12 protein-coding genes are annotated in these 15,058 nt (G+C 40.3%); 6 read left to right on the top strand and 6 right to left on the bottom strand.

The genetic code is table 11. The features are described 5' to 3' along the window. Positions 1-21: 21 nt before the first annotated feature. Complete coding sequence (locus tag AC1HJP_RS01690; protein WP_480359930.1) at positions 22-1,983, bottom strand: methyl-accepting chemotaxis protein; 1,962 nt, start codon at positions 1,981-1,983, stop codon at positions 22-24. Between the two features lie 111 nt (positions 1,984-2,094). On the opposite strand from AC1HJP_RS01690, the gene AC1HJP_RS01685 reads away from it, so the two are divergent. Continuing rightward, positions 2,095-3,147, top strand: a complete 1,053-nt coding sequence (locus AC1HJP_RS01685; protein ID WP_480359929.1) for a hypothetical protein — start codon at positions 2,095-2,097, stop codon at positions 3,145-3,147. A gap of 53 nt (positions 3,148-3,200) precedes the next feature. On the opposite strand, the gene AC1HJP_RS01680 is transcribed toward AC1HJP_RS01685, so the two are convergent. The 5 genes from AC1HJP_RS01680 to AC1HJP_RS01660 all read right to left on the bottom strand — a co-directional run bounded on the left by AC1HJP_RS01680 (position 3,201) and on the right by AC1HJP_RS01660 (position 10,123). Beyond that, a complete protein-coding gene (locus AC1HJP_RS01680) occupies positions 3,201-3,974 on the bottom strand; it encodes a substrate-binding periplasmic protein (RefSeq protein ID WP_480359928.1) in 774 nt (257 codons plus the stop codon). 150 nt (positions 3,975-4,124) lie between these two features. Next, positions 4,125-5,651, bottom strand: a complete 1,527-nt coding sequence (locus tag AC1HJP_RS01675) for an LruC domain-containing protein (protein WP_480359927.1) — start codon at positions 5,649-5,651, stop codon at positions 4,125-4,127. Then, positions 5,648-6,061 carry a hypothetical protein gene (locus AC1HJP_RS01670; RefSeq protein WP_480359926.1) on the bottom strand — a complete coding sequence of 138 codons (414 nt, stop codon included), beginning with the start codon at positions 6,059-6,061 and terminating at the stop codon, positions 5,648-5,650. Before AC1HJP_RS01670 ends, AC1HJP_RS01675 begins: the two co-directional genes overlap by 4 nt. Before the next feature lie 380 nt (positions 6,062-6,441). Then, entirely contained in the window at positions 6,442-8,061 is a 1,620-nt protein-coding gene (locus AC1HJP_RS01665) for a sensor domain-containing diguanylate cyclase (RefSeq protein WP_480359925.1), read from the bottom strand. Positions 8,062-8,308: 247 nt separating this feature from the next. Beyond that, positions 8,309-10,123, bottom strand: a complete 1,815-nt coding sequence (locus AC1HJP_RS01660; RefSeq protein ID WP_480359923.1) for a cytochrome-c peroxidase — start codon at positions 10,121-10,123, stop codon at positions 8,309-8,311. Between the two features lie 178 nt (positions 10,124-10,301). Between AC1HJP_RS01660 and AC1HJP_RS01655 the strand changes: the two genes are divergently transcribed. The 5 genes from AC1HJP_RS01655 (at position 10,302) to AC1HJP_RS01635 (ending at position 14,883) form a co-directional block, all read left to right on the top strand. Further along, on the top strand, positions 10,302-10,445 hold the full coding sequence (locus AC1HJP_RS01655; protein ID WP_480359922.1) for a hypothetical protein: 144 nt from the start codon (positions 10,302-10,304) through the stop codon (positions 10,443-10,445). Positions 10,446-10,551: 106 nt separating this feature from the next. Continuing rightward, entirely contained in the window at positions 10,552-11,430 is an 879-nt protein-coding gene (locus AC1HJP_RS01650; RefSeq protein WP_480359921.1) for a helix-turn-helix domain-containing protein, read from the top strand. 81 nt (positions 11,431-11,511) lie between these two features. After that, a complete protein-coding gene (locus AC1HJP_RS01645) occupies positions 11,512-12,906 on the top strand; it encodes a S41 family peptidase (protein ID WP_480359920.1) in 1,395 nt (464 codons plus the stop codon). A gap of 151 nt (positions 12,907-13,057) precedes the next feature. Further along, positions 13,058-13,531 carry a hypothetical protein gene (locus AC1HJP_RS01640; protein ID WP_480359919.1) on the top strand — a complete coding sequence of 158 codons (474 nt, stop codon included), beginning with the start codon at positions 13,058-13,060 and terminating at the stop codon, positions 13,529-13,531. Between the two features lie 224 nt (positions 13,532-13,755). Then, a complete protein-coding gene (locus AC1HJP_RS01635) occupies positions 13,756-14,883 on the top strand; it encodes a serine hydrolase domain-containing protein (protein ID WP_480359917.1) in 1,128 nt (375 codons plus the stop codon). Positions 14,884-15,058 lie beyond the last annotated feature (175 nt).

Raw genomic sequence — 15,058 nt, 5'->3', positions numbered from 1 at the left:
TACTTTTGAGTTGTTTAACGGCTATGTCTTAAATCGACCAACTAGGGCATTCAGCCTTGCAGCCAATTCAGATAAGTTCTGTGCATTCCCCTCAGCAACCACCGACACTTCTGCCACTTCATCTGCTACTGTTTTTATATCGACCACATTACGATTTATATCTTCAGCTACATGCTGCTGCTCTTCGGCTGCAGTCGCAATCTGCGAATTCATATCACTGATCAAATCAACTGAGTCGGTAATTGAATTGAATGCCTGTTGTGCTTCTTGTGTGTAATCTACTGTCTGACTAGAAGTCTGCAAACTCGACTTCATTTCTTGTGAAATGCCTTGTGTCATCTGGCGAAGCTTAGAAAGCTGAGTAGAGATTTCTTCTGTTGATTCTGATGTTCTTACCGACAAGGCTCTTACCTCATCAGCAACCACTGCAAAACCTCGGCCCTGCTCTCCCGCTCTCGCAGCTTCAATGGCTGCATTCAGGGCGAGTAAATTAGTTTGCTCTGCAATACCACGGATCACATCTAAAATAGAGGTAATGCTTTCACTTTCATTATCTAATTGCTCAATATTTGCCGCTGAATCACTCAGCGTTCGGCTTAAGCTCTGCACACTGTCTACCGTTTTCTCGATGACAATTTTACCGTCTGTGGCAGCATCTTTGGTTTGATTAGCTGAATCGGCAGCATTTGCACAACTTGCCGCCACTTCATTCGCCGTAGCGGCCATTTCATTGATTGCCGTTGCAGCCTGCTCTAAAGCCATTTGCTGCATTTGAATTGAATTGCTTAAGTTTTGCGAAAGTGCTTTGGTTTTGTCTGAAGACTGATTAATGCTACCTGAGCTATCGTTTATTTCATTGACTAATGCCGCTATTGAACCTAAAAACTGATTGAAGCTATTTGCCAGCTTACCGGTTTCATCATTACTGCGAATTTTCAGCCTTTGGCTCAAATCGCCCTCTCCTTGAGATATTTGCTCAAGGCCATCGGTTACCTCAATAATTGGGTTTGAAATTAACCTCGCCAAATACACGCTTAAAGGTGAAAGCAACAATAGCAATACAATACTGACGACTACAATAATCCACGTCATCGCATTCGCAGATGCCATTACTTCACTCTTTTTAAGCAAACCGACAAACTTCCACTTTAATGTCGGTGATGTATAAATATTTGCAATATACGTATCACCACCGATATCAATTTCAGACTGCCCTGACGATTTTGTGGATAAGGATTGATATAAGTTGTTAGACGCTTGAGAAAAAGCTTTAAAGTTGTTTTTTGGGTGCTTTGCATCAACCAAAATAGTACCTGTGTCCTCCACTAACACCAAATAACCAGATTCTCCCAACTTTATGTTCTGAATAAGCTCAGTTAACCCTTTTAGAGATACATCCATCCCGGTTACACCGAAAGGTTGGCCACTACTGTCTTTTATTGATTTTACCGTTGAAACTATGACCGCATCATCCGGCTCCCAATAATAAGCGTTTGTTCTGACGGGTTCTGAATTCGCTTCAAGGCCAGTTTTAAACCAAGGACGGGGCCGTGGGTCATAATTTGCGCTTACGCTACCTTTTGGCCATTGGGTGTAACCCCCCTGTTGGTTTCCCATATAAATATAAGCTATGCCTGGATGAGAAGAGCCAAACTGATTAAACAAATCAAAAATATTAGCCTCAATAGCGCCATTTTGCTCTGGCGTCATTGTTTTTTCAGAATTGCTCGACATATAAGTAGCAATGCCTGAGTGACCTTTTGTTACATCAGGATGTTGTGCGATGTACATAACATCTTTACTTATCTCAGAAAAAAACATTGAGATGGCGTTATCTACCTGCTCAACCTCGCGAGTATTCGCAGATGAGAAGTTATCAAATGCTTGTTGCCTAGCTTGAGTCACCATAATGATGGCAATAATCAGAATAGGTACTGACAATGTTGCCAATAACGCCCAAATTAGTTTTTTCGAAATCGACATAATATATTCATGAATTACTATTTTTATAAATATGGTCAGCGTATCCAGTTACGTCAAGTTGCTAAAGTACGCTATCATTAGTGCAATGTAGTTGTATTTTTAGGACATATTATGCGTCGACTCTCTTATTTACTATTAGCACCCTGTATTGCTCTATCAGCAAATGTAACTGCTGAAGTGGGATATGCCGGCGGCTTTTGGATAAATTACAGCTATGATGAAAACAGCTATGACACCAATTTAGGCGATCAAGCGCTTATTTTTTATTTAGATAAAAAAGAAGATAAAACCAGCCCTTGGCATTATTCCGCTGAACTTAGACTTGGTCCTGGAGGATTCTCAGACCCAGAGAACAACACTACAGGTTCTGATTATGTTTTGCATAAAGCCTGGGTTAGCTATGACTTTAGTGAGGCTCACAAGCTAATTATTGGTAAAAGCCAGTTGCCATTTGCTTGGAAAACTGCCAATTTTTGGCCCGGTGATATATTTTTGGCTGCTTATGGCGACCAAATGGACGTTGGCTTAAAGTATCAAGGCAACTTTAATAATACCGCGATTCAAATTGCTTATTATCCAAGAGATGATTGGCGAAGCACGTCAACTGACAGCACCGACGATAACAGGCACTGGGGAAGCCGCCAAACATATAGAAAGCTGAATACGCTAGTTGGTGATTTCCAGTGGCATATTTCGGATTCACATACCTTAGGGGTTTCAGCCCAAACCGCAGAGCTCGAAGAGTTTTTAACGGGCAATAAGCAAACTGATGGTGAACACCAAGCGATGACAGCTTACTACTTAGGTAACTTTGAAAGTTGGGGGTTAAAACTCAGTTATATCGATGGTGAACGTCAGCTCCCGAATGCCTATTTCACTGCCAACAACTTACCTCAAGAGATTAAAAACACCAGATACAATGCCGAATTGAGTTATCAAATGGGTGATTGGACGTTTTTGATAGATGCAACGTTTGCAAAGTCTGACACTTTAGGTGGCCTAGATTCGACAGTTAGTGCTTGGGCACCAGGGGTAAGATATAACTATGGCCCTGGCTGGATCTATTTAGAGTATCTTAACCAAGATGCTTGGTTTGACCGGGACATGCGAATCAACAAAGGTGACTTTGCCGCTTGGTACTTAACTTTAGATTATTATTGGTAGTGCCTGAAACGTCAGTGATAAGCTAATTTGAAGCCAGAAACTCGAAGTATCATCTATTTTAAAAATATGTATCGGTTAGATGATGCTTCGACTGGCCCAGCTGAATTTAGAATAACCTCATACAGCCCCGTACGTTTAATATTTGCAAGACCACGATTAAATGATGCCAGTAAATGTTCTGAGTTTGCATTTTTTCTCAAAAATAACAAATGACTACTTTGGATCAGAAGGGGCTTGCTATTAAATGAGATTTGTTGTGCTTCTTCACGACTAAAGTGCTGTTTGATTAGGTGACTTGCAGGAATGGTTGCCATAGGGAACAGATCTATTCTGCCTTTCACAAGCTTTTTTAGATTTTGTAAATCTGAGGTCACCGAATCAACTTTAAGTTTTTTTTGCTTCGCAAGCTGCCAAAACTGAGCGGTATAACTGTATCCTTTGGTTGCACCAATATTAAAACCTTGCAGATCTTCTAACGATGACCAGGTTTCGAGTGGTTTTCGTTTATTGAAATAAAAGTAAGTGGCTTCATAGTAAAGTGGCTCAGAACAATAAAATTCTTGCTTTCTTTTTGGGGTGCAAAACCAATAAGCAGCGGCATCATAGCGCCCACCTTTGGCAGCTTTGAAACTTCTTCCCCAAGGCATGAATTCAAACTTGACCGTATGCCCTTCAGAAGCAAATGCAGCTCGAATAATACGTGGCACAATGCCTTGTTGTTCAAGCTTTTTACCAGAAAATGGGGGATACCCCCCTATTGCTATGGTGAGTTGCTTAGCATAACAAGCCCCACTCAATAACAAAGTAAGCAGTAATAAAACACGCACAAAACTATCCTTTTAATGACTCTGTTATTAGCTTAGAACAAAAAATGGAATCTAGAACATAGCAAAAAAATCTGAAAATAATTCTAAAAACCAACACTTTCTCAATAACTACTGCAAGAACCAAAAGAAAAGGCGCTTTCGCGCCTTATTTCACCACTTCCAGAATGCCTTTCCTATGTTCTTTGTCTTATTGGTATCGGGTGCCATATACCAGGTCTCGTTTGTTTGATCTGGACTCTGCGTATAATTTAAGTAATCGCTGTATGCATCGCCAATATCAACGCCCTCTAAAGGTGGGTAAAAATCATCTGGGAAAATCAGTGCATACGGATAATTATTTTCATCTTTAAAATTGCTGGTGTCACCAAAATTTGCTGAACTTGCAATTCGAGTGACTTGTCCTGGCAAATGAATTTCTTGACCTGTGTTAAGCACATGTAGGTAAGGGTCATAAGGTGGTTGACCTAAAGCGCTTGCAGGAAAAGGTGTATCTAAATTAAAGGTGAATGAAAACTTCTTGCCTTTAATTTTCTCGACATCACTCAAAGTATTCACAAAAGCCTGATTACTGATATGCATCAGTGATTTGCTGTTAGCTAATACCTTCACATCAAGCGCATCATTTACCTGTGTAGTAACAGGAAAACCATTTACTTGCTCGACACTGTCTTCTTTGAACAAGTTCATTGTTAAGCTACCAGATACCGATTCATTAATTGGAATATGTAAGTACCAATCATGATCATAGCTTGCGCCTCGGGCTATCATATAACCTGTGGTGATGATAGAAACCACTTCAAGTTCACCACTTTGTTCGTTATTTTTGAAGCCAAAACCAACTCTGTATCCCACCAGAAGATCATTAAAGTCATAATCACCTAAGTTAGGGTACTGATCTTCATAGCTCACAACGAAAAAACTGTCACTGGTTGGATAGAACAACCAACTATCAACCGGCTCAACAACTTGGCTTTGTGCGATCACCAATGGTGCTTCGTCAACCCCCGGTTGCGCATACTCTAAGTAAGACACGTCATTGGCACTTAAAATCGCTAGGTCCTCTGGACCATTTGAAAAATCATAAAACGCTTCAGGATCGCCTAAACTTTCATTCACTTCAAGAAAGCGAATAGATAAAGTCGCCGATTGCGCATTGCTTAAATCTAAGCTGCTACCAGTACATGATGACTCGTCTATTGGCATGCGCATAGTGCCGCCAAAATCACTGCCATAAATATCACTGTCAGTACTTGGAGTAATATGGCTACTGCCCGTTGCACCAATTAAGGTGTAATATTCTTGACGTGTCGTTGTCCCTGCTTTTGCTAACATAGCACCTGTGTTAGTTGTGAAAACATTACAAGTTACAACCTCAGAACCCATATCAAATGTAAGCACTGCACTTTCAACGGTGACGCCTTGGGTACTAGCTTTCTCTGTACCATTAGCGGCTTCATTCACATCCACAGCAAATACCAAAGCATTGCTATTTTGCTGCTTGTACTCTTCAAGCATGGCCCCAGTTAATCTGTCTTTGAAGTAACTACTAGAGTGAGGTGCAAATAAGTCGATTTCACCAACGCCTTTATTAATCGTATCTTTAAACATGATACTTTCAGCCGCATAACCAGAAGTGCTCACAACCAACAAAGTACACGCTAAAATTGATGTTTTCATAGCTCGTACTCCTTCGTGATTTGTGGGTCGGTTTTAACAGTCGAAAACACATCGTATTTAACTTTGCTTACATCGTTTGGTAGATAAAACTCAAAATTTGGTGAATTTGGCACTTTTCCTAAAAATAAGGTTTTATTATCCAGTGTATAAATTTTCAGAAAAACCGTTTTCGCTTCAAAGCCAAGCCCTGAAATATCGATATTCATATTTTGTGATTTAAATTGCGAAAATTGCGCATTATCAGCGGCTTTGCTGTCAATTAGCTTATTTGATTGCGGTTGTGTTTGAGTCGAAGACGTATCACTACTTGGTGTTTGCGTAGTCTTCACAGGCGAAGTTTCATCTGCTCCCCCGCCACCACAGGCAGAAAGTAGGAATGATAGTACGGAAATGGTAAGTATGCGTTTCATCAGCGTTTCTCCAAAGAGATTGATACTCTAGAGAACCAACTTTTATACCAATAAAAAAACCTTATAAATCAATTACCATAAAACCTTAAAAAGTGTAGTTTTTCGTTCTGAGTTGCATATTGCAAATCATGGGATAGAAATAGAACTGAACGCGTAACCCCAATTCACAGAATTAAGTGGCCTAGCTTTGAGATAAAAATGCTTACCGATATTAGGTGACGTTTTAACTACTTGGTTATTTAAAGTGAAAACGCTCAGTGCAGTTAGCGACAGGTTTTGTCCTTAGAAATAATTAAAAGTGGTTTAGAGTTGCTATAAGCCAATAAACACATAAAACAGTTTTTAAAATCACTATATTCATACACCACTCAACTACAAACTTAATAACGCCTTGCTTGCTTATTTAAGGTAGTCGAAAGCTGATAGGGTTTACTTATGACTGAGTTTCGCCCAGCTTCTTTTGCTTTATACAAAGCTGAGTCTGCAACTCTGAATAGTTGCTCAATATCAAAGTCATCTGCTTGTTCACAACTCGTCAATCCTAATGATGATGAGATATATTCTGCCGTCTGCGACTTTTGATGATTAATTTTTAAATCGTAAATTGCTTGCTTGAGTTTATTCGCGACTAATAAAGCTTCTTCTTTGCTGACTTGTGTGAGCACAACCGTAAACTCTTCGCCGCCATAACGAGCAACTAAATCCATATTTGAACGCGTATTTCTCGACAATACCTCTGCCACTTGGCAAATAACTGTATCGCCGGCTTGGTGCCCATAAAAATCGTTATAAGTTTTGAAGTGATCAATATCGAGCATGATCATACTCACAGGAAACAATGACAACTCACGTTGTTGTTCTATCATCTCCAAAAAGTGCATCAAAGAGCGCCGGTTAGCGATGTTTGTCAGCTCATCGGTATCACTCAATTTTTGCAATTTTTTATTCGCTTCAACCAAAATCGTCTGTTGAGAGTTTACGGTGGCAAACAAGCCATCTATGAGACTTGCTAAGCGACCTATTTCATCTTGCCTTTGTATATTTGTTGCCTGCGAATAATTACCTTGATCAATTACCTTTACAACAGTTTCTCGCAAAGATGTTAAAGGAATAATCACCATTTTATTAATCAGCAAATAGATTAAAGCTAAGATTAAAATAGAACTTAACAGCGCAATCCCCATAGAATATTCAATTAAGTTATCATCGAACATCCGCTTAGGCTTTGCGTAGGCCATTACAGTACTTGCCTTGCCATTTACATCATTAAAAGAAATATATATTTTCTGCTCAGATGAACGAATTTGAGGGTAATCTTGGTACTTATCGAACGGAATAACGGACTTACCTTGCGGTAAAGCTGAATACTCAAAGAGCGTTATTTGGCGCTGCATTAAATCGCTGAGTTGCTGACTGACCTTTTCATCCAAATAAGTCCAAACCAACATGGTACCAACCACATCACCCACCCCAGTAGATGGGACTATGCTACCGCTAACAAATAACACTGGATGTTGCTTACCTTGGATGATCCCCGACCTAAATTGTGCTTCTTTTGCTGCTGGGATCTCTGGTTCTTTTACAATTAAAAACTGTCGTTTTTGGGTTGAATTGGCGGTTTGGAAAACGGAGTCTAAGATAACCGAGCCATTATTTTCCAAAGCAAAATGACTCACCGGTTCACCCGATACGTCATAAAAATGCATACCATTAAGATTGAGTGAAGCTAATGACTCTGGGATATGATAATTCTCTTCTAAAAACGCCAGATCCCGCCCTTTAATCACGCGGATCATCTCATCCCAGACTGCATTATCATATATCAGTCTCTGCATTTCACTTTGAATTCTAGAAAATGCCGAACCGAGCTTTCTAATATCTTTTTTATCGTTTTCAACTTCAAGTTCAATGAACTGAGGTATCGTCCAAGCGTATCGGATCAGTAAATGAACAGACGAAAAGCCTATTAGCAAAAGTGCAAATAGCAGAAATAGTTTCAAGCGAAGACTTCTAGCTATTAGGTTTCTCATATAGTGAATAGATTTCCCGTTTAATGAGTCTTAGGTTGATACCAATCCTCTTTAATAGGAGGTCTATTTTAAGGATTTGTATAAGTATAGGTTTAATCTAATTTTTTGCTTTAGACTAAAAAGAAAAAGCTACTCAAAAGAGCACCTTGTATTTGCTTACTTGTATCGCCCAGCGGCTTTAGTGCTCAGATGCACTATCATGGGGGAGTGGGCGCTTTTAAAGCGCATTACCTTCATTATCGACAGCATCAAATTGATGACCATCAGGTCCACCATCTCGTGGAGGTATCAACGCCTTAATTTCATTACTGCCAGCCATGGCTTCTGGATCAGTCAATGATCGTAAGAATGCAGCTAGTAATTGCACTTCTTGCGAACTAAAACCTCGAATAATGGCATCATCACCGCGATCTGAATCCGCTCTATTTTGCGCATTAAGTTCAAGTACAAACCTATCTGCTTCCCCGACAACCTCATCACATTGAGCTGAACTAAGGTGTTTAAATTGAGGCAATTGGCAAGTCTCTTTTTCGCCATAAAACCTTTCTAAAGAGCCTGTTACATCTGAGTAGTGCTCAATCACGCGTTCTAGTGACGCAAATACGCCTTTATCTCCATACGGTGCTGTTATGCCGATATTAAGCAGACTTGGCATTCTGAATTGGTTTTTCGCATTACCATCGGCGACACCATGTGCGCCAATTTGCGGGTAAAGTGGCCCGCGCGTTCGCTCTGGGGTGAACATCGCGCCATCATGGCAATTGGCACACCCAGCTCCCGTATAGAAAAATAACGCGCCACGTTTTTCATCCACCGTTAATTTATCGTGCTCGCCCTGCACATAATCAAAGAAAGGGTTGTCGATAAACATAAATGACGCCTGATATGCAGACATTGCGCGGGCAATTCTCATAAAGCTGACTGAGTCGTCACCAAATGCCTTTTCAAATAGCGGCTTCCACTGAGTCGACAATCTTGCAGCGATAAATTCGCGATAAGCTTGCGGTGATTCAAACCCACTTGGGTCACCCATTTCAGCAACCGCAGTAATTGGGAAATGTGCTTGTGCCATCAATAAACGTAGCGGATCGTTTGCACCAACTTGTTCGCTCATTGCTCGAGTTACATCAAGCTCTGGTGTTTGAATTGGTGCTGTTGAAACAAGCCCCACTTCACTATCACGGTTGGCTTGTCTGAGTTTCACACGCTGATCCCAAAACATACTGCCAACCCAAAGCGCTGAGTTACACACCGCTGGTGAGGTTCTGCCCACCGCAGGTACTGTACTGCCATCGGTTCGACCTAATCCCATTACATCTGGGTTTTCGGCATTCACACCTATTGAAAGAGAAAGTCCATCACTACCACAGCTTTCAGCAGGATGATGACATGATGCACATGAGGTATCGTGGTTCTGGCTTAATGCTTTACTAAAAAATAAGCGCTTACCTAACTCAATAAGCTCTCTATCTTCTTGACGGCGATAACGAGCAACATACGCCTGTAAATTTTCTAATTGTGGGGCAATACCTGCACTATAAAGGACTTTGTCTAAACAGTCATTTAAAGCATCATCGGCAATCGCTGTTACATCGTTGCTGCCGCAATGGTCACTAAGTCTTTCGATGCCAATGCGGATCACCGAGCCATTTCTCAGACCATCATTATTATCATGCGCTAAGGGTTTAACAGTATCGCTATTCGAAGCTAGGCTTGTGATCTTGCCACGCGCCACTGCTTGAACATGATAAGTGTGTTCCACGCCGGGTGATGCCTTTGAGTCGACGAAAAAAGTCATTGCAGTGCGACCAATACGCTGACCATCACGAAAGACGCGATAAGCACGTATTCCCGATACACCTTCTGGTGCTTGCCAACTTAAACCCACTTCAGTACTGGTGCGTACTTTGGCGATGAGTTCAGTCGGTGCGCTCGTTTCAATTGACGTACTTGCATTTGCGAAAAGTGCGGCGCTAAACAAAGATGCGTAACAAAGTTTAACTAAACCGCTTTGGTGACCTTGTCCAAACATGTGTTTTCTCCTCGGCTGCTTACTCCTGTAAACAACTTTTGAGTGCTTGATTACACGTTTCCTTAATTGTGTAAATTCGATATTTATTATTATTTAATTTAGATTCATGAGGTTATGAATTATTAAGCCACTTATAAGTGCCCCAATTGTCAGGCTAAATATGAATTAAGGAAAAAATATGAACGAAACAAAAATACAAAATAAAAAAGGATTAGTTTTAAAACTCAATGACACATACCGTAACGATTTATCAATTTTAAAATGCAGTAAGACCCCTTATATTGGCTTAACTAAATTAGCCATGAGCCCAGAAGGAAATTGAATGGCGCAAGATTTAAAAACAATACTCACTGTTCTTACTATTTTATCGTTTGGCAGCATGGCATAAGCGATTGAGTCTGTTTTATGTATGCGGTGATAGGTAAATAATGGTGCAATCAAGGGACTACTTCGAGCTTCTGCCCCCAGCTTGGTTATCTCATTCGGTAGAAGTATTTTGGTGCCAAAAGCTTTCAGAGCATGCGTTTTTTATCCCGCAAGGCGTCTTTGATTTACTTTTACACAGTCAGCCTATTGGTTTTTCAAAAATTGATGATCAACTATCTATCAAACAAATCCCCGCTGGCGTATCAATACTTGGTCAACAGCTCAATGCATACACACTCTATAGCAAACATCCGCAGTGGATTTTTGGCGTGAGACTAAAACCTTTTTCATTTCTAAAGCAGCAGTTTATGTCATCGCTCGAAGTGAAAAACACCATAGAGTCAATCACGCAATATCTCAGTCATTCAGGCTACTTAAACGATGTTATACCGCTGTTAACTCAATTAAATGAAGACCACATCAACATACAGGTGCAGGCAATAATAGATAAAATAACGCCTTGGTTACATAGCCAATTTATTGCCAATGACTATGTTATCTCTGAGCGCTTAAGAGCTGAGACCAACGCCATATTAAATGCCCGAGGCGATATAAAAATTTCCGACATGTGTGAGAAGTTTTCAATAAGTAAAGTCACACTCAGACAACACTTTCTCGATAACATTGGCCTATTACCCAAAGAGCTCTGCAAAATTTGGCGTTTAAACAACTTTTTACTGCACAGCCAATCCGCTGCACAAACACTCACAGAGTCAGCAGTCAACGCCGGTTATTTTGACCAGGCTCATTTAAATAGAGAGTTTAAAAGCCTGCTCGGGCAAACACCCAAACGCTATTTAAACTCGGCAGAGCCACATTTAAATCAAGGTTTTCAAGCAGCAATCAACAATCGATTCATAGGTAAATACGACCCTTTTTGAGCTTACTTTACTTTTCTACAATTTTTACGTGTGCGAACTTGGTAGGTTTTTCTTAACAAGGACACTTTGTGAAAAAATACTATGACATCATTTAAGAAAACTGCACTTTCTATTGCACTTCTAATTGGCCTAAACAGCCAAACAGCGCTTGCCCAAGCTATTTCAAAAGCCGAAAAACAACAAGTTATCGACAGAGTAAGCGAGTTAATGGCTGAGCATTATGTTTATCCTAAAGTAGCAACAACGACCAATCAAAAGTTAAAGCAGGCTTTCGAGCAAGGGGAATTTTCCGCTCACACTGACAGCGAAGAATTTGCCAAAGCACTCTCGACTTGGTTAGAAGAAACCGCCCAAGATCGTCACCTAAGAGTGAGAGCAAACCCCGTTAATCAAGAAGTTAAAGGCGCGGAATCTCGTTTGCGCGATAGCTTGCTCAATCCTCCCCGCTTTGGCTCACAGAACAAAGGCGTGGTTGGCGCAAAAGTACTTGAAAATAATATAGGCTATATGGATTTACGTGGTTTTTATCGTTTAACTGAAAGCCAACCCTATATCGACTCGGCAATGAAGCTACTGGCAAATACTGACGCCATCATTATCGATTTACGTAAAAATGGCGGCGGCTCACCAAGAACAGTGCAGTATTTATGTAGCTACTTCTTCGATGAACCGCTGTTATTAAACAGCTTATATTACAGAGAAGACAACGAAACCATCGACTACCACGTTTTAGACGAAGTCGCCGGTGACAAACTGCCAGATGTACCTCTGTATGTGTTAACCAGTAATCGCACCGCGTCTGCGGCAGAAGAATTTAGCTACAACATGCAAACCAGAAAACGCGCCACCTTAGTCGGTGAGACCACCCGAGGCGCGGCGAACCCTGGCGGTATGTTTACCATCAACGATAACTTTAGAATGTTTGTCGCAACGGGTGCTGCTATAAACCCTGTCACCAAAACCAATTGGGAAACGGTTGGCGTCGTGCCACAAGTTGCAACCGAAAAAGATCAAGCACTCGACAAAGCCATTGAACTGGCAAGCACTGAAGTCGAGAAAAGCTGGCAAGCACTAAAAACTCAGCGCGAGCAATCACTCGATAAACTACTCGCGCTATTAAGTGATATAAAACAATCAGAAAAATCATTAACTGATTTAAGACAAGGCTATCAAAAGCAAACTAAAGCCCTGTTAAATGCACTTAACCTCAAAGATAGAGAACTTGCAAACCTAGCGTATGACAGCTGGGAAAATTCACCAAAATACGCCGTTTTCTTGTTAGAAATTGCAGTGACTTTTAACGAGCAAGAAACCTTTTTATACGAGTACTGGGCACGCGCTTTGGCAAAAATGGACCAACTTAGCGAAGCTAAAAGCGTCATTGATATCGGGCTATCAAAAGTCAAAGGCGAAGAGCATATTAATATGCTTAAAGAGACCCTTGCCGAAATCACGGTTTCAAAAAACAAGCTTTAGTTAATCGCTAAAGCACTAACTGCACACCAAAGCCAGCAGGATGCTGGCTTTTTTCATCGACTTTATCTGACATTTCACTTTGCACAAGGTGCTAGACAATTCATTAATAACAGCTAAGAATATCGCGCATCACTTTATAAGGTATGCCACTATGCATCTGTTCAAAAAAATCGTTATTATTTCTACTTTATTACTGACATTTGCTGCAAACGCAAAAGTATTGTCGATTGGTGATAACATCAAACTTCCTACGCTTAACGACCAATTCGATAAACCGCATTCACTAAAATCTAGCACCCAATGGCTAGTGCTTGCCCATGACATGGATAGCAGCCGTGTAACGCGCGATGCGTTTGCAGGTCAAACTAACGAAACGCTACAACAAGCCAATGTTCAATACTACGCTGACATCAGTGGAATGCCGGGGCTTATTAGCAGCTATATTGCAATTCCAAAAATGCAAAAGCAAAAGTACAACATCGTACTGGCCAAAGAAGATGATGAACTGGCATTTTTGCCAAGCGAAGATGATAAGGTCAGTATTTTCAAAATTGAAAATGGCAAAATCGTTGAGTTTATTACCACTGACAGTGCAGAAGTTTTAAAGAAAACTGTACTTAAATAATCGAATAAGAAAGCCCTACTATTTCTTATTTAATACCTAATGCAATAAGGCAGGCTCACTCAGTCTTATTGCATACCTTTCGTATAATACCTCTCTCGCATTCTTTGAACGCAAACCCTAGCCCTGCGTTGGCTTTCTTAAGCATCTAAATTAATTCAACATTTAAACCTTTTACTCTCACTTATCGTCTAAAGAATGATTTTGATGATTGTAAAAGGAAAACAATGAACCACTTACTAACCCGCACCATACCGTCTATATTGGTTGCTTCATTATTCTCTGTGTTGGCTGCGTGTAAAAGTCATGATGCTATAAATTTTGAAGCAAACACAAAAGATGAGCTTATTGAATTTATTGATGGAAATGCTGGACAGGTCGTCTCAATTTCTGTGGTAGATGCAGACAAAACGTACCAATATCACTTAGGAACCTTAAGTAATGGTGATACGCCTAACAATAAAACACTTTACGAAATTGGCTCAATCACCAAAACGTATACAGGATTAGTTGTTGCGAAAGCCATTCAGGACGGCAAAGTTGAGCTTGATAACGATATTCGCCAATACCTTAAAAATTTCGAATACAAAAATTTAGAACTTTCCAACCAATATATAACTTTGCGACACCTTCTAACCCACACCAGTGGTCTACCATATAGTTTTGCTGTTAGTCGCGAAGATATAGAGCAAGGCAGATATTTTGAAAAAATATCAAAATACACCAGAGCCGATTACTTTAACGACCTTAAAGCAGTGACGCTTAGCTCTATACCTGGCGAGGACTATGTCTATTCAAGCGTGGGGACTAATTTAGCGGCTTATATTGTTGAATCAGTATATCAAAAACCCTTTGAAACACTTCTTACTGACATAATCACCAGCAAATCTGGAGAGCTGAATACTAAATTCAGACGCGCACATTCTGAGGTGAGTAAAGTTACAATCGGGTCAGATGGAAACGGCAATCAGATGCCCTTGGCAAGTGCATATTGGTATGCTGGCGGAGGGTTAACTTCAGACCTTGAGTCCATGACACATTATATGCGCCATCAATTATCTTCAGAGCCTGAAGTAGCTATTTCTCATCAACTTTTGGAACAAAGTTGGATGGGTCATGGCACAGCGTTTTATTGGAACACAACTCAAGACAATTCAAATGAAATCATGCTATATCAAAGTGGCGGCTCAATGGGCACGTCTAGTTGGCTAGCTATTTATCCGAAGCAAAATATTGGTATTTTTATCGTCACAAACTTAGCAAAAGGCAATACTCAAGAAGAGTTAAAAGCCATTTCAGAGCAGGTATTTGACCATTTAATCGCATTTAAAAAAGCCGTAAAGCCAAATTCATAAGTTTGGCTTTACCTTCTCTGCGAATGTTGGTTATCAATTTATACACAAAATAAGCTGTTCCGATTAAAACGAAATCTTTTTTTAAGTGCGTTTTCTTGAAACTCTCTTTCCATACTTTAAATCAATCGAAAACATCTTGAGTAAGCATCCATATGACCACTCATAAAAACTTTCA

The organism is Pseudoalteromonas sp. NFXS53, assembly GCF_056629255.1.
This window is presented reverse-complemented; position numbering and strand designations above follow the sequence as displayed.